This window comes from Paenibacillus sacheonensis, from assembly GCF_009909195.1.
Lineage (GTDB): Bacteria > Bacillota > Bacilli > Paenibacillales > Paenibacillaceae > Paenibacillus_Z > Paenibacillus_Z sacheonensis.
This window is the reverse complement of record NZ_JAAAMU010000001.1, coordinates 549,318-573,289: the sequence shown is the minus strand read 5'-3', so window position 1 is coordinate 573,289 and position 23,972 is coordinate 549,318. Positions and strand designations below refer to the sequence as shown.

Sequence of the window (23,972 nt, the reverse complement as noted above, 5' to 3'; positions counted from 1 at the left end):
TCTTCGGCCGTTATTCGATCCTCCGATTCTCCCGATGCCGTGCAACGAAGTAAAACCCCCGTCCGCAAAGGAAGGCGGCAGGCGATGTTCGATATCCGAACTCGCTGCATCCTTGCTTGCGTACGGGGGTTTTCTAATGAATACACGTGCGCCTGAACGGGTCGCGCGCTTGGTAGTACCTGATGAAAGGCCTGCTAGGAAGCAGCATGTCCTTCATAACGCCGAACAATCGAAGGACAAGCCGTTGGCGAACTAAACCTCCAGCTTGGCAAGCAGGCGGGCAAGCGCCTGGCCGCGGTGGCCGATCGCCTGCTTCTCTTCCTTCGTCATCTCCGCCATGCCTCGCCGCGCGCCTGCCACCCAAAATAGCGGGTCGTAGCCGAAGCCGCCATCCCCTCTCGGCTTATCCATGATATAGCCGGCCACATCGCCTTCGCTCTCGGCAAATGTCCCTGCCGCCGGGTCGTAAAGAGCCAGCGCGCATACGAACCTCGCTTCGCTCAACAGCTTCGTGCCGTCCGGCAAGCGCTCCGGCGCCTCGCCGGCGTTCGATGTCCGAGCGAGCTCGCGCAGCAGCTTCTCGTTATTGCGTTCATCCGTCGCGCCTTCGCCGGAATACCGGGCGGAATAGACGCCCGGCTCGCCGCCCAGCGCAGCGACTTCGAGTCCGGAATCGTCGGCGAGCACCGGCAAGCCCAGCGCCTCCGCTACTTCGCGCGCCTTCTTGCGCGCATTCTCCGCGAAGGTCGTCCCATCCTCGACGACATCCGGCAGCGCGGGATAGTCGAACATGCTGACGACCTCGATGCCGAGTTGGCCGAAGGCATGAGCGAACTCCCTCACCTTGCCGGCATTCTTGGTGGCGACGACAACCGTCTCTCCCCGCTTCATACGACGGCCGTCCCGATTCGGCTGCCCTTCTCGCCGAGCGCGTCCCGCTGCTTGGCAATCAGGCTGGCAATGCCTTCTTCCGCGGATGCGAGCAGCGTGTTCAGCTCGTCGCGCGAGAAAGGCGCCTCCTCGCCCGTGCCTTGTACCTCGACGAACTTGCGGGCGCCGGTCATGACCACGTTCATATCGACTTTCGCCTTGGAATCCTCTTCATAATTAAGGTCGAGCAGCGTGCGTTCGCCGATGACGCCGACGCTGACCGAAGCCAGAAAATCCGTAATCGGGTATTTCGCGAACGCATGATTCCGATTCAGCTTGTCCACGGCTAGCGCCAGCGCGACGAACGCGCCCGTAATGGAGGTCGTCCGGGTTCCCCCGTCCGCTTGCAGCACGTCGCAGTCCAGCGTAACCGTGCGTTCCCCGAGCGCCTGCAAATCCACGACCGAGCGAAGCGACCGCCCGATCAACCGCTGGATTTCCATCGTGCGTCCCGTCAGCTTGCCCTTCGCCGATTCACGGTGGTTGCGAACCTGCGTGGCCCGGGGCAGCATGGCGTACTCCGCGTTGATCCAGCCTTTGCCTTGTCCCTTCATGAATGGCGGCACGCGCTCTTCGATCGACGCGGTGCAAAGCACCTTGGTATCGCCGAACTCGATAAGAACGGAGCCCTCCGCGTATTTGTTGGGTTGCAGCGTAATCGTAACAGGGCGAAGCTCGTCCGCCTGTCTTCCGTCCAATCTCATATCGATAATCCTCCTGTTAATGGGTCCAAACCATTTTACCAAAAGCTGCAGGGAAAAACATCTTTGCCGCTCGGACCGCATAAAAAAGATCCGCCCCGGAGGCGGATCCTTCATTCGCCCGGGGCGGATCGGTGCTGGATTAGGATTTGAAGGCGTTCACGTGTTCCGGACGGCTGACCGGCTCCGTGTACGTCTGGTTGTTGGAATCAACGAAGTCCGATTTGCCGTTCAGCTTGATCTGTACTTTGCTGAGGCCGGTATTCTCGGTCAAGGAGAGCACGACGGCTTGCAGCATCTCGGCCGGCTCCGGTTGTCCGGCTTGATAGCCGTCATCCTGCAGCTCGACCGTCACGACGTCCTTCGCTTTCGTGACGTTCTTCACGATCACGTCCGGCGTCATGACCGCGTTAAGCGGGAGATCGCCGATCGGCCCGCTGATCAGCTGCTCGATCGCCGTTTTGGCTCTGTTGTTGCTGCGGTTCACGAGTCTCGTAACCGGCACGTAATAAGGCACATTGTCCGGCGATACCGCGGAGAAATAGATGGTGACCGGAGCCGAGGTGCTGTAATCGACGCCGCTGGCCGCTTCGAGGTTGATGCCTACCGCGCGCGTCAGCGGTTCGTCGATCGGCATTGCATCCTTCGGCATCGCCGTCAGCTCCTTGCCTTCCATCCAAATTTTCACGTTCTGGATGTCCGGCTGGCTGGTCAGCGTCCAGATGACGGCCTCCACGATCTTGCGTTCATCCGCCGCGCTGTAATCGGCGAATTCCTTGGAGAAATCGACGACGGCCTGCTTCTGGTCGGGAATGATCGACAGCTGCTTGATGGTCGTGCCTTTCGGCAATACGGCCGTGAAGCCGTCCGGAATCTCATTCGAGTACGCGCTGCCGTCTACCATCATTTCAAGCGCTTTTTGACCCGGCTTCTCGTCTTGGCCTAAGGTCGTAAAGACGGAGATCGGCGCGAGCAAGCCATTGCGGTCGCGCAGATACAAAGTCATTTGCGTCTGGCCGCTCTGGGCGGTGACTTGTCCCGGATCAAGGTCCGTGCTGACGTTCTGCGTGCTGCTCGGCGGCGGATCGATCGATTCGCTGGCAGGCTGGGAGAACAATCCGCAGCCGGTCGTCAAGATGGGCAGAGCCAAAGCCCCGGCAAGCGCTGCCCGGCGAAACAGGCGATAATGTGTCATTCAACATTTCCTCCCCATTTTTGGATACATGGTGAATCCTACTGTCATTCGCAAACCCGCGGCATGCTGCCCCTTTGGTACAAGTCCCGCTTTGTAGTACTATGTATACGAGCTGTCCAATTCAATTAGACCAGTTTTGTCCACTATTTTGAGACAAGGGGTGTTGGCATTGACCAAGTCCGAGACGTACCAGCTCAACAGCAGAACCATCGCGGGGGCCACCATGGAGTGGCTCGCAAAACGCGGCGTAACGATCGGGCAAATCGCCGAGCTCGTCATCTTTCTTCAGAAGGATTATTATCCCGACCTTACGCTCGAGGAATGCGGGCAATATGTCGAAGCCGTGCTCAGCAAACGCGAGGTGCAAAATGCCGTCTTGACGGGCATCCAGCTCGACCTGCTCGCCGAAGAAGGCAAGCTGCTGCCGCCGCTGCAAGAAATGATCGAGAACGACGAAGGCTTATACGGCTGCGACGAGGTGCTGGCCTTGTCCATCGTCAACGTCTACGGCAGTATCGGCTTCACCAACTTCGGTTACGTCGATAAGCTGAAGCCGGGGATCCTGAAGAAGTTGAACGACAAGCACGACGCGGCCTGCCATACGTTCCTGGACGATATCGTCGGCGCCATCGCGGCAGCGGCCAGCAGCCGGCTCGCCCACCGCAAGCAGGCCGAGCGCGAAGGCCATATCGGACCGCCGCTCGACTGAGATCGATAACGCTGCGAATCAAAAAAGATCGCCCTCCGCTTGGCCGATTGGCCTCGCAGGGGGCGATCTTCTTTCGTAGGCAGTTCAATGAAGCATAACCAAATGCTTTGAAAAGGAATTATTTCATGACGGCATCGTAAACGATTCTCGCCGATTCCTTGCCCTGCCGAATGCAGTCGGGAAGGCCGACGCCGTCGAACGCGGCGCCCGCCGCCCATACGCCGGGCAGCTGTGATCGCAGCTGCGCCCGCAGCTTGGCGGTTGCCTGCACATGTCCGACCGGATATTGCGGCATGGAACGGTGAAGGCGGGTGATCTCCGTGAAGATCGGTTCCGCCGTAATGCCCAGCACGTTCCGGATATCGCGCCGAACCGCTTCCTTCAGGTCCTCGTCCGGCAAATCGACGACTTCTTCGTCGTTCGCGCGCCCGACGTAGCAGCGCAGCAGCACCTTGTCGTCCGGGCTGGAATGGAGCCATTTGGCCGATGTCCAGGTACACGCCGTAATCGTGGTTCCCTCGGATCGCGGCACGACGAAGCCCGAGCCGTCGAATTCCATGCCGAATGATGCCTTGTCGAACGCCATGACGACGTTCGCGACGGATACGTAATTGACCGCCCGCAGCGCATCGACCGGAATATGCGGTTCCAGCAGATCGGCAGCGTCATGAGCCGGGGCCGTGATGACGATGCCGTCGGCTTCCAGAATCTCGCCGTCGCTCATCAGCACCTCGTACGGCGCCGTCGCCTGCTTGTCCCCCGGTTCATTCTGCCTGAAGGCGACCGCCTTGAGGCCAAACCGGCTTTCCGCGCCCGCCAATGCGTCGGTCAGCGCTTCCAGCATCGTCGCCAAACCGTTCTTGAACGTCAAGAACATGCTGTTCTGCAAATGCTTCGGCAGCCGGTTCGGCGCTGCCGGCGCCGCGGCGCCCTTGCGCCTGTTCGCGCGCGTTCCGCGAATCAGACTGCCATGCCGGCGTTCCGCCTCGCGAAACTGCGGGAACGTCGACTGCAAGCTCAGCTTGCTCAGGTCGCCGGCGTAGATGCCCGCGAGCAGCGGCTCCGCGATCCGTTCCATCACTTCCGGTCCGACGCGCCGCGTCAGAAATTCGCCGACGGACTCGTCCCCTTCCGCCTTGCTGGCAGGAAGAACGAAATCCATCAACGCCCGCAGCTTGCCTCCCCATGAGATCAAGCCCGTCTTGGCAAAGGGCATGATCTCGGTCGGAACGCCCAGCACCAGCCCCGGGGGCATAGGATGCAGCTTGCCGCGGTGAAGGATGTACGTTTTCTTCGCGGCAGGGTTCGTGCCCGTCAATTCGTCCTGAATGCCGAGATCGAAAGCCAGGTCCACGATCGCCGTCTTGCGCGCCAGGAAGGAATCCGGTCCTTTCTCGATCACGAAGCCTTGCTTGCGCAGCGTATCGATCTTGCCGCCGATCCGCTCCGACGGGTCGACGACCGTCACCAGCGCTTTCCGTCCCCGCAGCTCCGCTTCTTTCAACAAATAAAAAGCGGAGCTGAGTCCGCTGATCCCTCCGCCAATGACGACAAAACGATCCAGCTTACCATTACTCCGCATGCGGTTCATCTCCTCTGTCTTCCATGTCTGTCCCCAACGACTGAATCCCCCTTACATGAACGCCGCTCGCCCAGCCTGCTCGACGGTCTCCGCCAGCGTCTCCATATAAAGCGAATCCGTGCCCAGCATGTCGATCCGGACCAGCTTGATGCCGAGCCGCTTGGCTTCGGCCTGCGCTTCGATATCGATATCGTACAGCACTTCCAAATGCTCCGATACAAAGCCGATCGGTGCCGACAGCACGCCGGCGTAACCGGCTTCCGCCGTTTCCTTCAACGTCTCCAAAATGTCCGGACCGAGCCACGGTTCGCGGGTGCGGCCCGCGCTCTGCCACGTAAACTGCCAATCCGACACGCCTGCGCCTTCCGCAACGGCCGAAGACGTAGCGAGCAGCTGCTCCTCGTACGGATCGCCGATTTCGCGAATGCGCACGGGCAGGCTGTGCGCGCTGAACAATACCTTCAGCGGCTTCCCTGCTCCCGTCGACGCCGCAAGCTCCGCATAGGCGTCCCTCACCCGCTTCACCAGCGCTTCAATCAGCTTCGGATGCAAATGATAGCTCTCGACGGCTTGGAATGCGATGCCGCGTTCCTCGGCCCGCTCCCGCGCCCTCGTCATGTAGCTGCCGACGCTCATGCTCGAGTAATGCGGCGCCAGCACGATGCCGATCGCCTGCCTCACGCCGTCCGCCCCCATCGCGTCGACGCCGTCTTCGATATAAGGACGCGCATGCTTCAGACCCTGATATACGGCGTATCTGCCCGGAGCTGCGGCATCAAGCGCCGCCTGCAGTCCCTCCGCCTGACGGTTCGTATTCTCCCGGAGGGGGAATACGCCCCCGACTACCGCATCGTACCGCGAGGTCAGCTCGGCGAGCTGCTCCGGCGTCGGGGCATGGCCCCTGCGAATATGCGTGTAATACTCCTCGATGCCGTCCATGCTCTCGGGGGTCCCGTAAGACATGACGAGCACGCCGATTTTCGGATCAGCCATGGGCCAGTTCCTCCCGCTTTCCGCCGAGCGCCGCAATGGCCTCCGCGGAATATTCATGGACGTAATCCGTCAGCTCGCGCAGCTTATCGAGCGAAGCTTCGGGGAACAGCCCATGTCCGAGATTGAAAATATAGCCCGGCTCCTTGACGCCCTCGTCGATGATCGCTTTCGCATGGGCCTTGATCACATCCATCGGCGCGGTCAGCACATAAGGATCGAGGTTGCCTTGAACCGCAAACTTATCTCCCAGACGGCGACGGCCTTCGGCGATGGACACCCGCCAATCAAGCCCGATGATATCGGCCTTCAGATTGCCGAGCGTAGGCAGCAGCTCGCCCGACGCAACGCCCGGGAAGTAGATTTTCGGCTGCGGCAAATCCGACAGCTCGCTGAAAATCCGCTCGATCGTCGGAAGCACGAACAGGCGGAAATCATGCGGCGCAAGCGCGCCGACCCAGCTGTCGAACAGCTGGAACGCCTTGCCGCCCGCAGCCATATGCGCGCGCAGGTACGCGATGACCATATCGCCGAGCTTGTCCATCAGCGAGAACCACAGCTTCGGCTCGGTGTACATCATCGTCTTCGTCTTGATATAGGATTTGGACGGGCGGCCTTCGATCAGGTAGCTGGCGATCGTAAACGGCGCGCCGGCAAACGTAATGAGCGGCACGTCCAGCTCCCGGTCCAGGATGCGGATCGTCTCGATGACATGCGAAAGATCGCCTTCCACGTCGATCGGCTTCAGGCGCGCGATATCGTCCGCCGTCCGGATCGGATTGTGAATGACCGGACCGACATTCGCAACGATGTCGAAATCGATGCCGATGGAGGCAACGGGATTCATGATATCGGAATAAAGAATCGCCGCGTCGACGCCCAGCTTCTTGACCGGCATCATCGTCACTTCCGCGGCCAGTTCCGGCTGGCGGCATATTTCGAGCAGCGAATGGTTTTCTTTTATTTTACGGTAATCGGGATCGTACCGTCCCGCCTGCCGCATATACCAAACGGGTAAGCGATCGACGTGTTCTCCCCGGCAAGCCCGGATGAATAAGTCGTTGTAGCTCATTGAAGTTCCCCATTTCTATCGTTTTCCCTACGTTTCCATTATGCCCTTTTTGGATAGTCGTAACAACCGCCGCGCCCGAATGATCATTGACAAACATATGACAATGTTAGGTCCATGTCCTTCCTGACGCACTTTTGCCATCCTTCGAGGGACTGGTATACTGGGTCTTACAGGTTGAACGACGACACAAGCTTCGAATAGGAGATTCAAATGGAACCTTGGAAAAAAAATCTAGGCGTGCTTTGGATCGGACAGTTTCTGGTCATGGGCGGCATGACGATGATCATGCCATTTATGTCCCTCTACCTGCAAAGTCCTCGGATCGGCATGACGGACCCGCATGAGATCGCGACGTGGTCGGGCGTCATATTCGCCGGCAACTTCGTCACCGCATTCCTGTTCCAGCCGCTCTGGGGCAAGCTGTCGGACAAGTACGGCCGGAAAATGATGCTTCTTCGCTCCGGCTTCGGGATGGCGATCGTGATGGTGCTGATGGGCTTCGCGACGTCGCCGTGGCATCTGCTCGTTCTCCGGATGGTCAACGGGACCATCTCCGGCTTCAATCCGGCGGCCGTCTCGCTCGTCTCCGCGACGACGCCGAAGGAGAAGATGGGCTTCGCCATGGGCACGCTGCAATCCGGAGGCATCGCGGGCACGATTCTGGGCCCGTTCCTCGGCGGCCTGCTGGCGGACGCCGTGGGCTACCGGCCGATCTTCTACTTGACCGGCGCCTCGTTGTTCGCAGCCTCCATGCTCGCCTTCTTCGTCGTCAAGGAACGGTTCAACCGCGCGGAGGCCGCCGCGAAGCCGAACGTGTCCGTCATCGCCGGGTTCAGGCAGCTGAGCGGCGTGCCGCAGCTGACGGCGCTGTTCGCCGTAACGTTCCTGCTCCAATTCGCGATGATCGGTCCCAACCCGCTGATGCCGCTCTATGTGCAGAAGCTGCACGGAACGGACGTCAACCTGGCCTTCTGGGCGGGCTTCGTCAGTTCGGCGGCCGGCATTACGAACATGGTCGCCGCTCCGCTGCTCGGCAAGCTGAGCGACAGGATCGGCCAGGAACGCGTGCTCGGCATCTCGCTCGTCGGAGCCGCCCTGCTGTTCATCCCGCAGGCATTCGCCGGCTCGGTCTGGCAGCTGCTGCTGTTCCGGCTGCTGCAGGGCTGCTTCCTCGGCGGGTTGATTCCCTCCGTCAACGCGCTCGTGCGCCGGTTCACGCCGGACGGCATGGAAGGGCGGGCATTCAGCCTGAACACCAGCATGCTCTCGCTTGGCAATATGGTCGGTCCTATCGTCGGCGGTCTGGTCTCCGGCTGGACCGGTATCGGAGGCGTCTTTCTAATCTCTTCGCTCTTGTTCTTCGTCAATGCGCTGTGGGTGAGGCAGACGCTCGTCTCGAAGCGGGTAATGGTCAAACGGGAATAACCCGCAACGAAAAACCGGCAAGTCGCCTTAGTCAAGGGGACTTGCCGGTTCTTCGTTGTTGCCGCGTTAACAGGCAAAGTTTCCTTCCGCACGGCTCGATGTTTCGGCATGGACGAAGCTGCCGGCGCTACTTAATCATCGCAATCGCCAAGCCGTCGTATGCCGGCAGCAGCGTTCCCGTGAGCCGCTCGTCGCCGACCATCGCTTCGTTGAACGTACGCATCGCCTGCACAGAGGGACCGTTCTTCTCGGGATCGATCGTCCTGCCGTGCAGCAAGGCGTTGTCGCCCGTAATGACGGCTCCCGGATTGCCGAGCTTGATCGCCCATTCCAAGTAGACCGGGTAGCTTTCTTTATCCGCATCGATGAAGAAGAAATCGAATGTGCGTCCTTCCTTCTCCAACGCGGCCAGACTCTCCTTGGCATCGCCGACCACGTACTCCACGCGGTCGCCAAGACCCGCTGCTTCGAGATTGGACTTTGCGGTATCCGCGTAGTCCTGCATCAGCTCGAGCGAAGTCAATCGGCCGCCGTCCTGCAGTCCCCGTGCCAGACATATGCCGCTGTAACCGCCCAATGCGCCGATTTCCAGTACATTGCGGGCTCCCTTCATCCGAACGAGCATCGTCAGCAGTTTGCCATAGCCGGACGCGATCGAGATTTGAGGCATGCCCTGCGCCTCGATCGACGCATGGACGCGCGCCAAATCCGCATCCTCGCCCAACAGGCCGTCCACGTATCGTTCCGTCGCTTCTGTCGTCATTCCGAACCACTCTCCTCGCCGATTCTATGAGATAACGTTTGTAATGCAACCTTATGATGACTATACTTGATTGTATGATTTTCGCTGATGCAATACAAGCGGCGATTGGAAGACGGAGGAATCGAAAACAATGGATAACCTGCAGCTGATCGCAACGGCGCCTATGGGGCTGGAAGCGGTCGTCGCGCGCGAATTATTGGATCTAGGCTATACCGACCAGAAGGTGGAGAACGGCCGGGTCATCTTCAGGGGAGGACCCGCGGACATCTGCCGCGCCAACCTGTGGCTCCGCACGTCGGACCGCGTTCTCATCAAGATGGCTGAATATCCCGCCACGACCTTCGAAGAGCTGTTCGAAGGCGCAAAGGCGATCGACTGGCCGGACTGGATCCCCGAGAACGGCGAATTCCCGGTCGAGGGACGTTCCCACAAATCGCAGCTCAGCAGCGTTCCGGCCTGCCAGAGCATCGTGAAGAAAGCCGTCGTCGAGAAAATGAAAACGGCTTACGGCACGGAATGGTTCGACGAGGACGGCGCAAGGTTCGTTATCGAGGTGTGGCTGCTCAACGACATCGCCATGATTACGCTCGATACGACCGGTCCCGGTCTGCACAAACGCGGCTACCGCAAGCTCGTCACGGAAGCGCCGCTCAAGGAAACGATGGCGGCGGCGATGGTGCTGCTCAGCCGCTGGCGACCGGAACGGCCGCTCTATGACCCGTTCTGCGGCTCCGGCACCATCCCCATCGAAGCAGCCATGATCGGCTGGAACATCGCGCCGGGACTTCGCCGCACCTTCAACAGCGAAGGCTGGCCGCTCGTGCCGGACAGCCTGTGGGAGCAGGCGCGGGAGGAAGCGTTCGATTCCGTCAAGGACGACATTCCGCTTCAGATCGCGGGCTCCGATATCGATCCGAGCGCGCTCGAGGTCGCTGCGGCAGCCGTGAAGAAAGCCGGCTTCGCGAAGGAGATCAAGCTGACGCAAATGCCGGTGTCCCGGATCAAGCCGGAAGGCGATTACGGCTGCATCGTCACGAATCCGCCGTACGGCTCTCGCTTGGGCGACGAGACCGACGCGGAGAAAGCCGTTCGCCAGCTTGGTCTCAGCATGCTCTACCTGCCTAACTGGTCCATGTTCGCGCTGACGCAGTCAAGGACGTTCGAGGAGACGATCGGGCGCAAGTCGGACAAGCGGCGCAAGCTGTTCAACGGCCGGCTCGAGTGCACGTTCTATCAATTCTTCGGGCCGCTGCCTCCGCGCAACCAGAGCTGATGAGCATCCCGGAGCTTTCCCGCAAGCGGCGCCGACTTCGGGCGCCGTTTCGCTTTGCCGCCCTGCTGCCGCGGCTTGATCTCTTCTTGTTCATTGCGCTGATGCTGTTCAAGCTCGCCCTCTTCGACCGGTTCATTCACGTGCCTTATATGGATATGAATCGGGACGACCGTCTGGTCGCCGTCGGAACGCTGGCCCTGCTGTCATTCTGGACGCTATGGCTGCCAAGGCAAGGCCGGCTGCTCGCGCTCATCGTTCTGGATCTCGCGCTGACGGCGCTCTTATACAGCGATTTGCTCTATTTTCGCTACTTTCAGGATTTGATCACGATTCCCGTTCTGTTCCAAGCGGGTCAAGTCGGAGAGCTTGGCGGCAGCATCCATGCGCTGCTGTCATGGCGGGATCTGTGGCTGTTCGCGGACTGGCTGGCGCTGCTCCCCCTAGGCGTGCTCGCCGTTATCGGCAAACGTCGACGCCGCGATCGCATGCGCAGGGCGACGGGAACCACGGCATCGAAGCCGTCCCCTGTCCGAACGTTCCCCGCTCGACTCGCCACGAGTGCCGTCGTATTCTTAATCGGCTTCTCGCTCGTGTACGTACCTGTCCATAAAGCCCAGAAGACATGGGCGCATGGCGTGTTCAGCGGCAATTGGTGGAACTTGTCGCTCTATAACGTAACCGGCGTTCTCGGATTCCATGGGTACGACATCTACCGCTATGCCGACGAGCATTGGTTCCACGACAATGCGGCGACGGCGGAGCAGATCGGAGAGGCGAAGCAATGGTTCTCCGCACGCGGGCAAGTCCGCGCCGGCCTCGACAAGACCGACCCGCTGTTCGGCCAGTACAAAGAGGCCAATGTCATCCTCCTGCAGCTGGAGGCGTTCCAGAGCTTCGTCATCGGGCAGCGGATCGGCGGCCAGGAAGTCACGCCGAACATCAATAAGCTGATGGCCACATCGCTGTATTTCGATCATTTCTATCACCAGACGGCGCAGGGACGAACATCCGACGCCGATCTGGCCGCCAACGCCTCGCTGCAGCCGATGCCGTCGGGCTCCGTATTCACCCGATTCGCGGATCACAGCTACGACAGCATGGCGCTGACGCTGAAGGACTACGGCTATATGGCAAACGTGTTCCATGCGTACGACGGCGGCTTCTGGAACCGGAATATCATGTACGACACGCTGGGGTACGACCAGTTCTTCAGCAAGAAGGCCTTCGTCATCGACGAGCCGCTCGGCTGGTCGCTCGGCGACAAGTCGTTCTTCAAGCAGTCCGTGTCGATCATGAAGACGCAGCGTCAGCCGTTCTACTCCTTCATGATCTCGCTATCCAGCCATCATCCGTATACGCTGCCGGCCAAGGTCCAAACGCTCGACGTGGGCAAGTTCAAAGGCACGATGTTCGGCGATTACTTGGAGGCGGTCCATTATGTCGATGCCGCCATCGGCGTGCTGGTGGACGAGCTGAAATCTGCAGGTTTATGGAACCGCTCGATCTTCCTGTTCTATGGGGACCACGACAATTCCATTCCCGACTGGCAGCCGTTCGAGGATTTCCTCGGACGCCAGCTCGACGAAGCAGACCGCTTCCGCATTCTGAAAGGCGTTCCGCTGGTCGTCCACCTGCCGGACGATGCGCACGCCGGGACGTACAGCCAGGCCGGCGGCCAGCTTGACGTGACGCCGACCGTTCTTCACCTGCTCGGGATCCCGAGCAGCGGGCTGACGATGATCGGCACGCCGCTCGTTACGAAGCAGCCGCTTGCGGGGAAACGGGTCGTCTTCCGAAACGGCGCGTTCATCGACGACCGCGTGATCTATATGCCCGCCGAGGACGGACTCGAGGAACATAGCAAATGTTACGCATCCACGGACGGCCGCCTGCTGGCAGATTCAAGCGCCTGCGCTGCGGGAGTGGCTGAAGCGCGCAAGGAATTGGAAGCATCCGATCTCGTCGTCGGGCATGACCTGGTTCCGGCGATGCATGCCAAGCGCGAATAAAACTAAAAGACCCTCTGCCGGCAAGATGGCCGGTTGGAGGGTCTTTCGTTTATTTCTTGATCGTTTCGTGAGCGTATCTTAATTACTTCTTAATTACTTCTTGATTACTTCTTGATTATTCATTGATCGTTTCTTGATCGTTTCTTGACGATCTCTTTGTTTACTTCTTGATATATTTGCTTGCCTTCTCGATCGCTTCATCCTCGGTCGGTGCCGTGATATAACGGCCGTTAATGAAAATGAACGCAAACCGCGAGCAAGGGCCGCAGTACGATTTGCACGCGACTTGAATCTCCGCGTCTGGCACTAGCTTCTGCAGCTTCGGCAGCATCGTCTTCGTGCGGATATGTTTGCATTTGTCGCAAATGCGGATATCGTTCGCCATGTTTCTCTCCCCAAACCGAATTCAATTAGTGGTCGCCGTGGTTGCCTTTGGTTGGGTTCGAAATCGAGAAGCCTTCCTGCGGCACGTAGAAATAGTCGATGCGCACGCCGTCCAGCAGCTCCACGCCTTGTTCGAGCACCACCTTGATGTCCTTGTCCGTCTCGATGATCTCGTCGTTCGCAGCGGCATCGTCCATCTTCATGCCGTAGTGGGCGTGGTCGCCGTGAGAATGCGTGACGAACACCCGCAGGAACTTGCCGTCGTTTTCCGGTTTATCGATCTCTTCGCGAAGGACCTTCGCGGCATTGCGCGTGATTTTGATATTCACAGCTTCTTCGTCTCCTTTATGTTGATGGAGTCCGTTCGCTCTTGGGAGCTCCGTCATGTATAGTGCTTGTTCTAGCCTACTTTATTTACTCTATTGTATAGAAACCTCGTCCAATGTTCAACCGTTACTTGACGACGCGGCCGTATTTTCGTTCCATATACCGGGTGTACCCTTCCGCGGCAATCATCGTAACGGCAATGTCGTCGATCGGAACGAAAGGCATGACATCCGGAAGCACCCAATACAACAGGACGGGAACGAGATACAGAAGCTTGTCCAACAGCCGAACTTCCTTTGCGGTCAGCAACCGGAAGATTCGGACAAACACGGCCCGCCAATGGCGGAGCGACAGCAGCTTGCGCATATACACCGCCTCCTTCTCATGCGCTTATTATAGCACAATCGAGCGGGCCGCCTCCAAGACGGCGGCGAGCAGCAGCCGAACCTCGTCGTTCAAGTCCGGGAACGACTCCACCGGAAGCGGATTGACGCCGAAGCCGACCTCGACGGTGAAGCCGGGCTTGCGATATTGGAAAATAAACCAGTCCTTGTAACCCGCGTCGCTGCCGGACAGCTTCACGGGTTTATAGCCGCTTGCCTTGCCGAGCCTGCGGGCGATCCGCTCCGCTTCGGGCGGTTCGTAGCCCCGGTAATTCCAATAAATCTCCTGCCCTTGGCTGTGCAGGGCAACGACGAGATCGAACTGCTGCGCCTCCGTAAATTCGGCAAGCGCCTTCGCTTCCGGCTCCGACAGCGGACTTGGCCCCGGATAATCGCGCGGGCCAGGTCCTTCCGTGTCTCTTCGGGCGCTCTCTTCTTCCCAGAAGGCGGGAAACTGGTCGTTCAGATCGACGCCGCGAATGTTCGCCTTCCATTTCTGAAAACGACGGGAACCCCGATTCCACTTGAGCAGCTCCGCCGCATGCGGATGGTCCGCCCGTAGTCCCTCCTGCGCCAGCTCCGCTCCGTCGGGGTTCACGAGCGGGACGACCCATAACGTCACGCGCTGCAGCAGCGCCGGCATATCCATGCCGCATAAGCTCTCCCCGAACGTGGCGGCCTTGGCCGCGTCTTCGAGAAACGCCATCAGGAGCGGAGTCGTGATCCATTCATTCGCATGCATGCCCGCATTCATATGCACCTTAACCGGACCTTCTCCGAGCCGGATGGCGATTAGCGGCTTGCCCATGACGCTTGCTCCGATCGTCTCCGCCTGCAGCAGCGGATAAGCACGGAGCAGCGCATCCACGTCTGCCGTCAGCTCGCGCTGGCCGTATTCGGCGCGTCCGTCCACGATGCGGCCTCTGCCGGCGCAGGGCAGCGTAAGCAGCGTTCCGGCCTGAAGCCGCTTCAGGTCTTGGTGCCCGTTGGCATTCAGAATCGCATGAAGCGTCAGGCTGAACTTTCCGGCAATTCCGAGCAGCGTGTCGCCAGGCTGGACGCGGTATATGGAAGCCGTCTGCACGGGAATCGACAACAGAAGGCCCGGATACGGCGGTTCGGCCGGGGACAGGCCGGGATTCGCCGCGAGCAGCGATTCCTTATTCACGTTGAACGTGCGGGCGATGCGCAGCAGCGTATCGCCCGATTGCACGACATAGGGCAGCATCGGATCACCTCTGTCAGGTTCTTGTCATCTCACATGCTTCATGCTATGCCGACGCGCCGGAACGCATGCCAAAACAAAAAACGCCGTCGCGTAAGCGCGACGGCGGCCAAGCTTTCTCGTATTAGACGATCTTGGGCACCTGCCATACGACAGGCGTCAGCTCGATCTGCTCGCCAAGCCACTGCTGGGCGATCATGCGGAACATCCGGTGATCCCCGCTGCAGAAGAATTGATGAACGGGCATCTCGCCGTCTCGGGTAAGCCGATTGCGGTCATGAAGAATCGTACTGATCTCTCTGGCCGTCTCGTCCGCCGAGCTGATCAGCATAACGTCAGGTCCCATTACGGACGCAATCGTTTCCGATAGGAACGGATAATGCGTGCATCCGAGAATCAACGTGTCGATCTGACGTTCCTTCAGCGGTTCGAGCGAGGATTCCACGGCCTCCTGCGTTTCCTGCGAGCGGAAATTGCCCTGCTCGACCAGAGGAACGAAGCGCGGACAGGCCAGGCTTACCACATGAATCGCCGGGGACAATTGCTTCAGCGCATGTTCGTATGCGCCGCTGCGAATCGTTCCTTCCGTGCCGATGACGCCAACGACGCCCGTTAGCGTGCGTCCGTTGGCAGCGCGGGCTCCCGGGTGTATGACGCCAACGACGGGAACGGCAACCCGCGAACGAATATCTTCCAGTGCGACGGCTGTCGCCGTATTGCAAGCGATGACGATCATTTTCGGTCGGAACTGAATCAAATACTCTACGATTTGCCTCGTAAACCGAGTCACTTCTTCGGCTGGACGCGGGCCGTATGGCGTGCGGGCCGTATCGCCGAAATACATGATTTTTTCTCGGGGAAGCTGACGCATAATCTCTTTGACGACGGTTAGACCGCCTACGCCAGAATCCAAAATTGCGATCGGTTGTTGCACAGACACACCGCTTTCTTGAGCGTTTTGACAAGACTCCAATAGAATATGAATCCGCCGGCGAAAAGGTACCTACATCTTAGCGTATATTCGGACATGGTTCAACAAACGCAAACGGCCTGCACGGCACGATTCGCCCGACCATTCATCTATTCCCGCCGCTCGTCCGATATACGTGATGTAGGACTTTTATCCAAGGAGGACAATCATGGACATTCCGAGTTTGTCGATCTCGATGGCGCAAAGCAGTGTCATGCAAGCCGTCAACGTAAGCGTGCTGAAAATGGCCGTAGACATGTCGAACCAGCAATCGCAGCAGTTGACGCAGATGATGGAACGCAGCGTGACGCCTAATTTGGGCGGAAATTTCGATTTGCGCGCCTAGTAGCACGCGGAGCCGCGTGCTTCCAAGCACATGACCAGCATACGGAATATAACAAGGCCGCCTCGCGTGGGGCGGCCTTGTTATATTCGACTGCTATTGCAGACAGGATTAGTTGTATGCCGGCAGCCAGTCGCCATGCGCCTCGATCAGATCGTCGCACATCGACTTGATGTCGTCCATCGACAGCTCGGCGCTCGTGTGCGGATCCAGCATCGCGGCATGGTAGATATGGTCGCGCTTGCCGGTAATCGCCGCTTCGATCGTCAGCAGCTGCGTGTTGATGTTGGTGCGGTTCAGCGCTGCGCATTGCGGAGGCAGATCGCCGACGAATGTCGGCGTTACGCCGTTGCGGTCGACGAGGCAGGTAACTTCGACGCAGGCTTCCTTCGGCAGGTTCGTGATCAAGCCCGTGTTCATGACGTTGCCGCCGATGCGGAACGCATTGTTCGATTCGATCGCTTCGAAGATGTACGACGCATACTCGTGCGTGCGCTTGTGCTCCAGCGTCGGATTGCCGACAAGCTCTTCCTTCAGCTTCTTCCAGTTGCCGATCTGCTCGATGCAGCGGCGCGGATACTCGTCCAGCGGAATATTGAAGCGCTCGATCAGCTCCGGATAATTGCGCTTGATGAAGTACGGGTGGTATTCGGCGTTATGCTCGGACGATTCCGTGATATAGTAGCCGAAGTTCAGCATCATTTCGTAGCGGACCATGTCGTGATGTTTTTCCTTCTGCTTCTCGCGGGCCCGGCGCTTGATCTCCGGATACAGGTCGACGCCGTCTTTGGTCGCTTCGAGCAGCCAAGCCATATGGTTGATGCCGGCGATTTTGGATTGGACGCCGGTATCGTCCATGCCCAGGTTCTTGAACAGATCCTTGACGCAAGCTTGCACGCTGTGGCAGAGGCCGACCGTCTTGATGCCGCCGTACGTGTTCATCACGTTCGTCAGCACGGCCATCGGGTTCGTGTAATTCAAGAACAACGCGTCCGGACAAACCTCCTGCATATCCTTGGCAAAATCGAGCATGACCGGAATCGTGCGCAGGTTGCGGAAGATGCCGCCGATGCCGACCGTGTCCGCGATCGTTTGGCGCAGGCCGTATTTCTTCGGAATCTCGAAATCCGTAATCGTGCAAGGATCGTAACCGCCGACTTGGATGGCGTTAACGACGTATTTGGCGCCGCGAAGCGCTTCCTTGCGGTCGGAGTAAGCTTTGATGGCGGACGTGCTGCCATAGGTGTTCTTGATATGATTAAGCATCGTTTCGGATTCGGCAAGACGCTCCGGATTAATATCGAACAACGCGATTTCGAATCCTTGCAGCGCCGGCGTAACCAGGCAGTCGCCCAGCACGTTTTTAGCGAAAACGGTACTTCCGGCTCCAATGAACGTAATTTTCGGCATGAATATCCTCCTCGGATTGAGTCCGCATGTAAGCGGATTAATGTCTTCTTCTATTCCTTACTATAGAGCAAGAAACATCGGTTTGAGTAGGAACTAAAGCATTTTCAATATGTACATTTGTAGTTTCATTGTATACTCTATAGAGGACAGCAAGTTGGAGGAAGAAGGTTGCACAGATGAAGAAGGAATCGACGACCGCGCGCCACGAAATTCCGCATACCGAGCATAGCGAATTCACCGTCATGAACAATACGCAGCCCGCGCAGGGCGAGCTGTCGGTCATGTTCAGCGGCGAGGGCAAGACGCTCTCCGGTCATGGCATCGGCCCGGCCGTTCACAATTATTACCTCATGCATACGGTTGTTTCCGGCCGCGGCTCGTTCGAGATCGACGGTCGGCGCTATGACTGCTCGCGCGGCGATACGTTCCTTATTTTTCCGGACGAGCTGTTCTCCTATTTCGCGGACGACGCTCAGCCGTGGCATTACGTCTGGGTCGCTTTCAAAGGACACGCCGCCGGCCACTTGCTTCTCAGCCTCGGCTTGTCCCCTTCCAGCCCCATCGTGCATACCGACGAGCTGCGGCATCTTACCTCCCTGTATCGCAAAATCAGAAGCACCTTCGAGCGAACGTCGTTTCCGGAGCTGGCGGACTTGGAAGCGGGCGGCCACCTGCGCGTACTGTTGAAGGAGATCGGCATGCTGAACGAGGGCAAGCTCATCGTCGATTCCCTCGCCATTCTGCCGGACATCGACCGCCAGATCAAGCGCGCCGTCCGCTGGCTGTCGTACCAATACGCGCAGCCCATCTCGATCGAACAGCTCTCTAGGAGCCTCGGCTATCACCGCACGCATTTATCCAAAATGTTCAAGCAGGTGACCGGCGTATCGCCGATGCAGTTTCTGCTCAAAGTCCGGATGGACCGCGCCAAGGAGCTGCTGAACGAGCAAAGCCACTTGTCCATCGACCAAGTGGCCTCCTCCGTCGGGTACCCCGACGCGCTGTATTTCTCGAAGCAATTCCGCAAAACATTCGGCTATTCGCCGTCGGAATATCGGGCACAGGCACGGAACGGGTAAGTGCTGCCAGCTATTCCAGCTATGATTGAAGCTTCGGGAATTCGGGCATTCGGAGCTTCGGGAATTCGGGACTTCAGGCATTGGGGGATTCAAGATTAGGGACTTCAGGGATTCTTGGCTTCGGGCATTCAAATTTCTTGGATTCGACGTTTCGCGACTTGAAAGCTCGAAGATTCGGAGCAAGGTTGCTTGCACCGCCTTTTGTCGGCCCGGGAATACAACGCCAACTAGCAAATAGGCTTTGCCGTCGGTACATGACCGGCGGCAAAGCCTATTTGCGTGGTGCATATAATTGGCAGCCATCAGCCTGCAGCAAGGCGTATGCCCCGCTGCTGCACGCGATGGCGGTGCAGCCTTGCGTATACGAGCCAAGCGTTAGTTGTTGACCGTTTGAAGTTCTTCGCGGTGTTCAGCCATCAGCTCTTTGCCTTTGTCCTTCACGTCTTCTACGGTGTTCTTCACTTGATCGCCTGTTTCCTCCAGCTGATCCTTGGCGTCGGAGCGCCAGCTGCGGACATTATCCATAACGGTGGAAGCCGTATCCTTGGCTTTGGAAGCCGCCGTGCTTGCAGTCGAACCGACTTGCTTCGCGATCTGTACGGTTTTGTCCGTTACCTGACCGGCGATACGCGCCGTTTGGTCCGTCACGGTCTGCGACTTATCCGCGATATCTTGACGAAGCTCCCGGCCCGATTTTGGCGCCAGCAGCAATGCTGCTACGGAACCGACTACGCCACCTGCGATTGCACCTACAAGAAATCCTCTTTTTGCCATCTGAATACACTCCTTTATAAGTATGTTTATTTGCCTAGGCGCCCGTAAACCCAACATTCGGCTTTCGGCATGCCCTCGGCTTCATTTGACTGTTACGCCCGCTTTCTCATGCCTTGCGGTCGTTCCAGTCGCTTAGTACCCCATATCGTGCCCTAGTTAACGGCTTTCGCATGCAAGGCTTCGGCAGCGGTGTCTTCTTTCCGTTTGTCTTTCCAAAAATGCCAAACGGCGTATCCAACCTCTGCCCAGCCCATCGCGTCCGCGATGTTGCGCTTGGCCTTGTCGCCGGACTTGCTTGCTACCCGGTTGACGGTGTCGTTCAGCTCGCTGGAGATCCGATTGACGGTGAAAGAAAATTGGTTTGCCGATTCTCCAATGCGCTTCGTTGCTTCCGTGAGTTTCGTAATCCCATCCATCGACTTCTGGACCGTCCGTACAGTTTCCGTGACCGGATCAAGCAAATCGCTGACCTGGGCAACGGCGACTTCGGCACGGCGTTCGAGCGACTCGGCCAGCTGCATCAATTTCCCCATTCGTCTGTCGACTGACCGCAGCCATAATAATACGCCGACGACCAATGCCACGAATGCGACTGCAGCAGCTCCTTCAAACCAAATGACCATTCACGGCCCACCTCCATTTCCAACTCTCTGTACGATTGGGCGCGTGCCCATTTCGTATTAATAGTATAAACAGCATAGGCTTGACTTGACACAGCTTCGGGAAAAGAAAAAAGACACGGGCGCCGAACACCCGTGTCTTCTCGTATCGATCTATCCTTATGCGCCGGCAATGCGATAGCTGCATTTGCCGCCGCCTTTCGCCAAGCATTCGGTCCGTTCGACGTCCGTTCCGAGCAGCTTCCGGAACAGCGCCAGCTCGCATTGACAGGCCTGCTGATAGCGGTCTGCGACATGCGCGATCGGACAATTGTATTCATGGAGCACGAGACTATCGCCATCCGTCTCCACATGAACCATATACCCGCCGTCATTCTGAATGGCTGCCAGCTCCGAGACTTTCTCCGAGAGCGACTTGCCTTCCATGCGAGGGGCATAACGTTCGATAAGCTTGCGCTTGCGTCCTTCGAACAACCGGTCGATCATCGCGGCCGTCTCCGGATCTTCCTCCAGCTCTTCCAGCAGATCGAGCGCCAAAACATGATAATTCCTCGGAAACAGCATCTCGGCTTGTTCCGTCAAACTGAACATATGCGTCGGTCTGCCCATTGCCTGCCTGACGATGTTCGGTACGATCAGTCCATCCCGTTCCAACGTGCTCAGATGGCGTCGAACGGCCATCTCCGTAATCTGCAGCTGCTTGGCCAGCTCGCCGGCGTTCATCGGCCCGCCCGTCTTCAGCAGTGTCAGTACGGTCTGTCTCGTCGAACCTTCCTGCCTGAGCGCTTGTTCCTTATGCATAAACGGCGTCCCGTTCGGTTCCATGCCCATACTTTCCACCGCCTCTGGCCTTGAGCCTCGCTCTTGACGTCATTGTAACGCATTTCCGCCGTTTCGTAAATCGGCGGACCACGCCAAGCAGCTTAGTTCCCAAGCTCCCGCAACAGATAGGATTCGACGGCTTCCTTGAACGCCAATAAGAGGTCCGGCATCATCGCCGTAAAGGGATGAAGCTCCTTGCGCGGCCATTCGAAGTAATCCTGGACAAGCGGCCTGCGGAGCTTCACCAGCTCGAGCAGCGGCTCCTGCAGCGAATCCGGGAAGACCTCCTCGCCCGCGATGATCGTCACGATATCTTCGTAGCTGCTCGCATCGCGCATGATGAAGCCATCGATCAAGTAACTGCCGATATCCGTTAAAGTTTCGATCGCAAGTATGAGTGCGCGCTCCTGCGCCATGCCATGAATAAGGCTGCCGTCCCAGTGGGATTGCAAGTACTTCAGTGCTTCCGCTACCTCGGGAATAACCTCAAGACGCACGGAGATTTGTTCGCGATTGACATAATACATGGTTGTTTACCTCGTCTTCCGGTTAGGACCTTTTCTTGCGCGCCTTGCGCTTGAGCCAGATTGTCATCACGATCAGACTCACGATGATCACAATCAGGTAGGTCATCATTTCAAACACGTCGCCCATAGGTTTATCTTAAACCGCCCTTACGATTCGTAGTCGACGCTTACGGACGCTTCACGAACCTCGCTCATATGCGCGATCACTTTTTTATGTTCCGGGTGAATCTGGTACGCATTAAGCCCGTCCAGCGAGTCGAAGCGCGTCACGAGCGCGATATGGTACGAGCGCTCCGAGTGAATCACGTCCGTGCCGACCTCGATGGAACGAAGCTCTTCGATTTTGCCCTCCATGTTCTTGAGCACCTGCACGGTTTGGGCAACGCTCTCCGGGCTGCCGTCCTTCAGCTTGAATAGTACGATATGGGTAATCATCCTTCATTCGCTCCTTCTTTGTATGGGATGGGGATGCGCTGCACCCTTTTGTCACATAATAACGCAAGGTGCCGCCATTCGGCAATCTTCCAGCAAAGGAGATCAGCTCATGCGTTATCCAGTTACGATCGTGGCGACGCTTATCGGCCTCGCTATATGCCTGTACAACTCGACAGGCTATGACCCGCACAATATGGTGTTCTTCAGCTTAAGCGTCCCTGCTTGGATCGCGGACTTAATCGTCGATATTCATGAGGTCAATGTCTATCTGATGTACGTATTGACGATCGCGACTTGGGCGCTGCTCGGCTTCATTTGCGACTGGGCCATCGCGCGAAATCGCCGGCGCTCCTATCGCTAAGGAACCGCCGCAAGCCCGAAGACCGCTTATCACTTAAAAAAAGGAGCCGCATGCGGGCTCCTTTTGTTGTTGCGTATTGATTTTGCTGTTTATTCAACGATCAGCACGGACTTCATGTTCGCATGGCCTGTACCGCACATAACGGCGCAATGCATCTCGTAAGTACCCGCCTTATCAAGCGTAACTTCCTGTTCCAGCTTATCGCCTTCTAGGTCAACGCCGAGCTCAGGAATGGCAAGACCATGAATGCCGCTCTTATTATGGAGTTTCACGATAACCTTGTCGCCTACTTTAGCGTGGTATTCCTTCTGATCGAATACGAAGTCCTGAGAAGCTTCAACTTTCAATAAAGTCACGCCCGGCGGCAGCGATGCAGCCTCATCGACCGGCTTGTCCGGAAGCTGAGTCGTTAGCAAATAAATGCCCAAAACCGAAGCCGCTGCGAAAACGACAAACATAATCCACTTATGCATTGCTTCTTGCTCCCCTTTTCATCAAAATGTCTACTCCCTATATTACCTAAGATCGTCCGTTATTCTCAACCTTAAACTGAGCCAAGCGATAAACTTTTTTCCTTTTTTGACAAAACGATGAACGTTTTTCGGTAAATCCGCGCGAACGGCTACGCCTTCTTGATCTCGAAATAGCCCTTCAGCAGACGCTCCGATTCCGCCTTCACGAACGCCCAAGGCATCGAGAACGAACGCTGATAGCCCATGCAGCGATAGCTCGCGGTCAATGCTTCCTTCGTCCGCTTCTCTTCATATACCCCGATTCCGCTTGCTTTGAATTGGATGCGCATGCCGGCCAGTTCGAGGAGCACGCGATCCTGAAGTCCGCGCATCATGGACTCGTACAAGCGCGGCAGCTTGGTCGGGGCGGCGCCCGCGATTCGGATGTCGTGTTCCAAGATAACCTTCGCGATGCCCAGCAGCACATAATGCTTAACAAGCTCGAGCTCCTTGCCGAGCTGTGCCGGCGGCGCTTCCGCTTCCGGCGCGCGGCCCGACGCCGCAGGCAACATTTCCGTTTCCAGCACCATACGTCTCCTCCAGACAGGAACATTTGTTCTCATTATAACAAAGCTGTTCCGGATACGCAATCGGCGGACAAGCGGCGGATAGGCAAAAAATAAGCCATCCTGTTCAGGATGGCCTGGAAGGCAAAACCTTATGCTAGGCTACTTTTTATTTTTAAGCACCGCGATCAATTCACGCAGCCGATCCGGCATCGGAACACCCATTCTGCCCAGATTCTCGGTAATGGATATCAGCTCGTTCGCCAAATAGAAGTAGATCGCCCCGCCCATGGCAATATTGTTCAGCTCGAGCAGGATATCGATCCGGTGCCCAAGTAGGATAACGAGCAGCATCAAGCCTTTACGCGCCAATCCCCAAGCACCTACGGTACTGTTTAACCCTTGCTTCTCTTTCAATGCAGCCGTAATCCCTGTTGCATAGTCGATTCCCATGGCAACCAGCAAGACGGTCAGGGATTCCGGCCACACTCCGAAAGAGAAAACGAGAACAGAACCAAGCACAGCGGTCATACTGCAAACCATCGTGTGCGGCATCCATCTCACGCTCCCTTCAAAAATACGCTGCGATACAGTGTATGCAGAAGGGAGGCTGGTTGTCCGTTTTATTGTCCATGTCCACCCGAA

General features: G+C 57.7%; 28 protein-coding genes. 7 read left to right on the top strand and 21 right to left on the bottom strand.

All coding sequences use genetic code 11. The features are described from left to right. Positions 1-252: 252 nt before the first annotated feature. From rdgB to GT003_RS02350, 3 genes are all read right to left on the bottom strand, one after another. The gene (gene rdgB / locus GT003_RS02360; protein WP_161693982.1) at positions 253-891 is read right to left on the bottom strand and encodes an RdgB/HAM1 family non-canonical purine NTP pyrophosphatase; all 639 of its coding nucleotides are present in this window, start codon (positions 889-891) and stop codon (positions 253-255) included. After that, the gene (gene rph / locus GT003_RS02355) at positions 888-1,634 is read right to left on the bottom strand and encodes a ribonuclease PH (protein ID WP_161693980.1); all 747 of its coding nucleotides are present in this window, start codon (positions 1,632-1,634) and stop codon (positions 888-890) included. Before rph ends, rdgB begins: the two co-directional genes overlap by 4 nt. A 139-nt stretch (positions 1,635-1,773) precedes the next feature. Then, the gene (locus GT003_RS02350; RefSeq protein WP_161693978.1) at positions 1,774-2,826 is read right to left on the bottom strand and encodes a GerMN domain-containing protein; all 1,053 of its coding nucleotides are present in this window, start codon (positions 2,824-2,826) and stop codon (positions 1,774-1,776) included. A 223-nt stretch (positions 2,827-3,049) separates the two neighbouring features. Between GT003_RS02350 and GT003_RS02345 the strand changes: the two genes are divergently transcribed. Beyond that, positions 3,050-3,535, top strand: a complete 486-nt coding sequence (locus GT003_RS02345) for a phosphatidylglycerophosphatase A family protein (protein WP_161694305.1) — start codon at positions 3,050-3,052, stop codon at positions 3,533-3,535. Positions 3,536-3,653: 118 nt separating this feature from the next. On the opposite strand, the gene hemG is transcribed toward GT003_RS02345, so the two are convergent. Genes hemG through hemE form a run of 3 tightly spaced genes read right to left on the bottom strand, consistent with a single transcriptional unit; the run spans position 3,654 to position 7,179 of the window. Beyond that, positions 3,654-5,117 (bottom strand): protoporphyrinogen oxidase, encoded by a 1,464-nt coding sequence (gene hemG, locus GT003_RS02340; RefSeq protein WP_161693976.1) that lies wholly within the window; start codon positions 5,115-5,117, stop codon positions 3,654-3,656. Positions 5,118-5,168: 51 nt separating this feature from the next. Next, positions 5,169-6,110 carry a ferrochelatase gene (gene hemH, locus GT003_RS02335; protein ID WP_161693974.1) on the bottom strand — a complete coding sequence of 314 codons (942 nt, stop codon included), beginning with the start codon at positions 6,108-6,110 and terminating at the stop codon, positions 5,169-5,171. After that, on the bottom strand, positions 6,103-7,179 hold the full coding sequence (gene hemE, locus GT003_RS02330; protein WP_161693972.1) for a uroporphyrinogen decarboxylase: 1,077 nt from the start codon (positions 7,177-7,179) through the stop codon (positions 6,103-6,105). Before hemE ends, hemH begins: the two co-directional genes overlap by 8 nt. A 210-nt stretch (positions 7,180-7,389) precedes the next feature. Here hemE and GT003_RS02325 point away from each other — a divergent pair, with 210 nt between their 5' ends. Further along, positions 7,390-8,604, top strand: a complete 1,215-nt coding sequence (locus GT003_RS02325) for an MFS transporter (protein ID WP_161693971.1) — start codon at positions 7,390-7,392, stop codon at positions 8,602-8,604. Between the two features lie 127 nt (positions 8,605-8,731). Here GT003_RS02325 and GT003_RS02320 read toward each other — a convergent pair whose 3' ends face one another. Next, positions 8,732-9,367 (bottom strand): O-methyltransferase, encoded by a 636-nt coding sequence (locus GT003_RS02320; protein ID WP_161693969.1) that lies wholly within the window; start codon positions 9,365-9,367, stop codon positions 8,732-8,734. A gap of 130 nt (positions 9,368-9,497) precedes the next feature. Between GT003_RS02320 and GT003_RS02315 the strand changes: the two genes are divergently transcribed. Together GT003_RS02315 and GT003_RS02310 are read left to right on the top strand one after the other, a co-directional pair. Continuing rightward, entirely contained in the window at positions 9,498-10,640 is a 1,143-nt protein-coding gene (locus GT003_RS02315; protein ID WP_161693967.1) for a THUMP domain-containing class I SAM-dependent RNA methyltransferase, read from the top strand. After that, complete coding sequence (locus tag GT003_RS02310; protein ID WP_161693965.1) at positions 10,640-12,649, top strand: LTA synthase family protein; 2,010 nt, start codon at positions 10,640-10,642, stop codon at positions 12,647-12,649. Before GT003_RS02315 ends, GT003_RS02310 begins: the two co-directional genes overlap by 1 nt. A gap of 160 nt (positions 12,650-12,809) precedes the next feature. On the opposite strand, the gene GT003_RS02305 is transcribed toward GT003_RS02310, so the two are convergent. The 5 genes from GT003_RS02305 to racE all read right to left on the bottom strand — a co-directional run bounded on the left by GT003_RS02305 (position 12,810) and on the right by racE (position 15,902). After that, positions 12,810-13,034, bottom strand: coding sequence for a YuzB family protein (locus GT003_RS02305; RefSeq protein WP_161693963.1), 225 nt, complete (start codon positions 13,032-13,034; stop codon positions 12,810-12,812). 25 nt (positions 13,035-13,059) lie between these two features. Next, positions 13,060-13,362, bottom strand: a complete 303-nt coding sequence (locus tag GT003_RS02300; RefSeq protein ID WP_161693961.1) for an iron-sulfur cluster assembly accessory protein — start codon at positions 13,360-13,362, stop codon at positions 13,060-13,062. A gap of 124 nt (positions 13,363-13,486) precedes the next feature. Then, on the bottom strand, positions 13,487-13,732 hold the full coding sequence (locus GT003_RS02295) for a hypothetical protein (protein ID WP_338045862.1): 246 nt from the start codon (positions 13,730-13,732) through the stop codon (positions 13,487-13,489). 21 nt (positions 13,733-13,753) lie between these two features. Then, positions 13,754-14,971, bottom strand: a complete 1,218-nt coding sequence (locus GT003_RS02290) for a M14 family metallopeptidase (RefSeq protein WP_161693957.1) — start codon at positions 14,969-14,971, stop codon at positions 13,754-13,756. Between the two features lie 121 nt (positions 14,972-15,092). Further along, positions 15,093-15,902, bottom strand: a complete 810-nt coding sequence (racE, locus tag GT003_RS02285) for a glutamate racemase (RefSeq protein ID WP_161693955.1) — start codon at positions 15,900-15,902, stop codon at positions 15,093-15,095. A gap of 205 nt (positions 15,903-16,107) precedes the next feature. Between racE and GT003_RS02280 the strand changes: the two genes are divergently transcribed. Further along, positions 16,108-16,284: a YjfB family protein gene (locus tag GT003_RS02280; protein WP_161693953.1), complete on the top strand. Its 177-nt coding sequence runs from the start codon at positions 16,108-16,110 to the stop codon at positions 16,282-16,284. Between the two features lie 108 nt (positions 16,285-16,392). Here GT003_RS02280 and melA read toward each other — a convergent pair whose 3' ends face one another. Next, on the bottom strand, positions 16,393-17,691 hold the full coding sequence (gene melA, locus GT003_RS02275) for an alpha-glucosidase/alpha-galactosidase (protein ID WP_161693951.1): 1,299 nt from the start codon (positions 17,689-17,691) through the stop codon (positions 16,393-16,395). A 176-nt stretch (positions 17,692-17,867) separates the two neighbouring features. On the opposite strand from melA, the gene GT003_RS02270 reads away from it, so the two are divergent. Beyond that, entirely contained in the window at positions 17,868-18,770 is a 903-nt protein-coding gene (locus tag GT003_RS02270) for an AraC family transcriptional regulator (protein ID WP_239565637.1), read from the top strand. Between the two features lie 375 nt (positions 18,771-19,145). On the opposite strand, the gene GT003_RS02265 is transcribed toward GT003_RS02270, so the two are convergent. The 5 genes from GT003_RS02265 to GT003_RS02245 form a co-directional block, all read right to left on the bottom strand. After that, positions 19,146-19,544 (bottom strand): YtxH domain-containing protein, encoded by a 399-nt coding sequence (locus GT003_RS02265; RefSeq protein ID WP_161693949.1) that lies wholly within the window; start codon positions 19,542-19,544, stop codon positions 19,146-19,148. Between the two features lie 152 nt (positions 19,545-19,696). Continuing rightward, positions 19,697-20,167: a DUF948 domain-containing protein gene (locus GT003_RS02260; RefSeq protein WP_161693946.1), complete on the bottom strand. Its 471-nt coding sequence runs from the start codon at positions 20,165-20,167 to the stop codon at positions 19,697-19,699. A 156-nt stretch (positions 20,168-20,323) separates the two neighbouring features. After that, a complete protein-coding gene (locus GT003_RS02255; protein WP_239565698.1) occupies positions 20,324-20,989 on the bottom strand; it encodes a helix-turn-helix transcriptional regulator in 666 nt (221 codons plus the stop codon). A 98-nt stretch (positions 20,990-21,087) separates the two neighbouring features. Next, a complete protein-coding gene (locus GT003_RS02250) occupies positions 21,088-21,513 on the bottom strand; it encodes a DUF86 domain-containing protein (protein WP_161693944.1) in 426 nt (141 codons plus the stop codon). 147 nt (positions 21,514-21,660) lie between these two features. Continuing rightward, a complete protein-coding gene (locus GT003_RS02245) occupies positions 21,661-21,948 on the bottom strand; it encodes a Dabb family protein (protein WP_161693942.1) in 288 nt (95 codons plus the stop codon). Positions 21,949-22,057: 109 nt separating this feature from the next. Here GT003_RS02245 and GT003_RS02240 point away from each other — a divergent pair, with 109 nt between their 5' ends. Then, on the top strand, positions 22,058-22,309 hold the full coding sequence (locus GT003_RS02240; RefSeq protein WP_161693940.1) for a hypothetical protein: 252 nt from the start codon (positions 22,058-22,060) through the stop codon (positions 22,307-22,309). An 89-nt stretch (positions 22,310-22,398) separates the two neighbouring features. Here the strand turns inward: GT003_RS02240 and GT003_RS02235 are convergent, their stop codons facing one another. From GT003_RS02235 to GT003_RS02225, 3 genes are all read right to left on the bottom strand, one after another. Then, positions 22,399-22,782 (bottom strand): cupredoxin domain-containing protein, encoded by a 384-nt coding sequence (locus GT003_RS02235; RefSeq protein WP_161693938.1) that lies wholly within the window; start codon positions 22,780-22,782, stop codon positions 22,399-22,401. A gap of 149 nt (positions 22,783-22,931) precedes the next feature. Further along, entirely contained in the window at positions 22,932-23,351 is a 420-nt protein-coding gene (locus tag GT003_RS02230) for a YhjD family protein (RefSeq protein ID WP_239565638.1), read from the bottom strand. A 138-nt stretch (positions 23,352-23,489) separates the two neighbouring features. After that, positions 23,490-23,882 (bottom strand): phage holin family protein, encoded by a 393-nt coding sequence (locus GT003_RS02225; RefSeq protein ID WP_161693936.1) that lies wholly within the window; start codon positions 23,880-23,882, stop codon positions 23,490-23,492. Positions 23,883-23,972: the final 90 nt, after the last annotated feature.

What these genes read in the sequence shown, in the direction of transcription:
- rdgB (WP_161693982.1), bottom strand. Translation starts at nt 891, where the DNA reads ATGAAGCGGGGAGAGACGGTTGTCGTCGCCACCAAGAATGCCGGCAAG.
- rph (WP_161693980.1), bottom strand. Translation starts at nt 1,634, where the DNA reads ATGAGATTGGACGGAAGACAGGCGGACGAGCTTCGCCCTGTTACGATT.
- GT003_RS02350 (WP_161693978.1), bottom strand. Translation starts at nt 2,826, where the DNA reads ATGACACATTATCGCCTGTTTCGCCGGGCAGCGCTTGCCGGGGCTTTG.
- GT003_RS02345 (WP_161694305.1), top strand. Translation starts at nt 3,050, where the DNA reads ATGGAGTGGCTCGCAAAACGCGGCGTAACGATCGGGCAAATCGCCGAG.
- hemG (WP_161693976.1), bottom strand. Translation starts at nt 5,117, where the DNA reads ATGCGGAGTAATGGTAAGCTGGATCGTTTTGTCGTCATTGGCGGAGGG.
- hemH (WP_161693974.1), bottom strand. Translation starts at nt 6,110, where the DNA reads ATGGCTGATCCGAAAATCGGCGTGCTCGTCATGTCTTACGGGACCCCC.
- hemE (WP_161693972.1), bottom strand. Translation starts at nt 7,179, where the DNA reads ATGAGCTACAACGACTTATTCATCCGGGCTTGCCGGGGAGAACACGTC.
- GT003_RS02325 (WP_161693971.1), top strand. Translation starts at nt 7,390, where the DNA reads ATGGAACCTTGGAAAAAAAATCTAGGCGTGCTTTGGATCGGACAGTTT.
- GT003_RS02320 (WP_161693969.1), bottom strand. Translation starts at nt 9,367, where the DNA reads ATGACGACAGAAGCGACGGAACGATACGTGGACGGCCTGTTGGGCGAG.
- GT003_RS02315 (WP_161693967.1), top strand. Translation starts at nt 9,498, where the DNA reads ATGGATAACCTGCAGCTGATCGCAACGGCGCCTATGGGGCTGGAAGCG.
- GT003_RS02310 (WP_161693965.1), top strand. Translation starts at nt 10,640, where the DNA reads ATGAGCATCCCGGAGCTTTCCCGCAAGCGGCGCCGACTTCGGGCGCCG.
- GT003_RS02305 (WP_161693963.1), bottom strand. Translation starts at nt 13,034, where the DNA reads ATGGCGAACGATATCCGCATTTGCGACAAATGCAAACATATCCGCACG.
- GT003_RS02290 (WP_161693957.1), bottom strand. Translation starts at nt 14,971, where the DNA reads ATGCTGCCCTATGTCGTGCAATCGGGCGATACGCTGCTGCGCATCGCC.
- GT003_RS02280 (WP_161693953.1), top strand. Translation starts at nt 16,108, where the DNA reads ATGGACATTCCGAGTTTGTCGATCTCGATGGCGCAAAGCAGTGTCATG.
- melA (WP_161693951.1), bottom strand. Translation starts at nt 17,691, where the DNA reads ATGCCGAAAATTACGTTCATTGGAGCCGGAAGTACCGTTTTCGCTAAA.
- GT003_RS02270 (WP_239565637.1), top strand. Translation starts at nt 17,868, where the DNA reads ATGAAGAAGGAATCGACGACCGCGCGCCACGAAATTCCGCATACCGAG.
- GT003_RS02265 (WP_161693949.1), bottom strand. Translation starts at nt 19,544, where the DNA reads ATGGCAAAAAGAGGATTTCTTGTAGGTGCAATCGCAGGTGGCGTAGTC.
- GT003_RS02260 (WP_161693946.1), bottom strand. Translation starts at nt 20,167, where the DNA reads ATGGTCATTTGGTTTGAAGGAGCTGCTGCAGTCGCATTCGTGGCATTG.
- GT003_RS02255 (WP_239565698.1), bottom strand. Translation starts at nt 20,989, where the DNA reads ATGGAACCGAACGGGACGCCGTTTATGCATAAGGAACAAGCGCTCAGG.
- GT003_RS02250 (WP_161693944.1), bottom strand. Translation starts at nt 21,513, where the DNA reads ATGTATTATGTCAATCGCGAACAAATCTCCGTGCGTCTTGAGGTTATT.
- GT003_RS02245 (WP_161693942.1), bottom strand. Translation starts at nt 21,948, where the DNA reads ATGATTACCCATATCGTACTATTCAAGCTGAAGGACGGCAGCCCGGAG.
- GT003_RS02240 (WP_161693940.1), top strand. Translation starts at nt 22,058, where the DNA reads ATGCGTTATCCAGTTACGATCGTGGCGACGCTTATCGGCCTCGCTATA.
- GT003_RS02235 (WP_161693938.1), bottom strand. Translation starts at nt 22,782, where the DNA reads ATGCATAAGTGGATTATGTTTGTCGTTTTCGCAGCGGCTTCGGTTTTG.
- GT003_RS02230 (WP_239565638.1), bottom strand. Translation starts at nt 23,351, where the DNA reads ATGGTGCTGGAAACGGAAATGTTGCCTGCGGCGTCGGGCCGCGCGCCG.
- GT003_RS02225 (WP_161693936.1), bottom strand. Translation starts at nt 23,882, where the DNA reads ATGCCGCACACGATGGTTTGCAGTATGACCGCTGTGCTTGGTTCTGTT.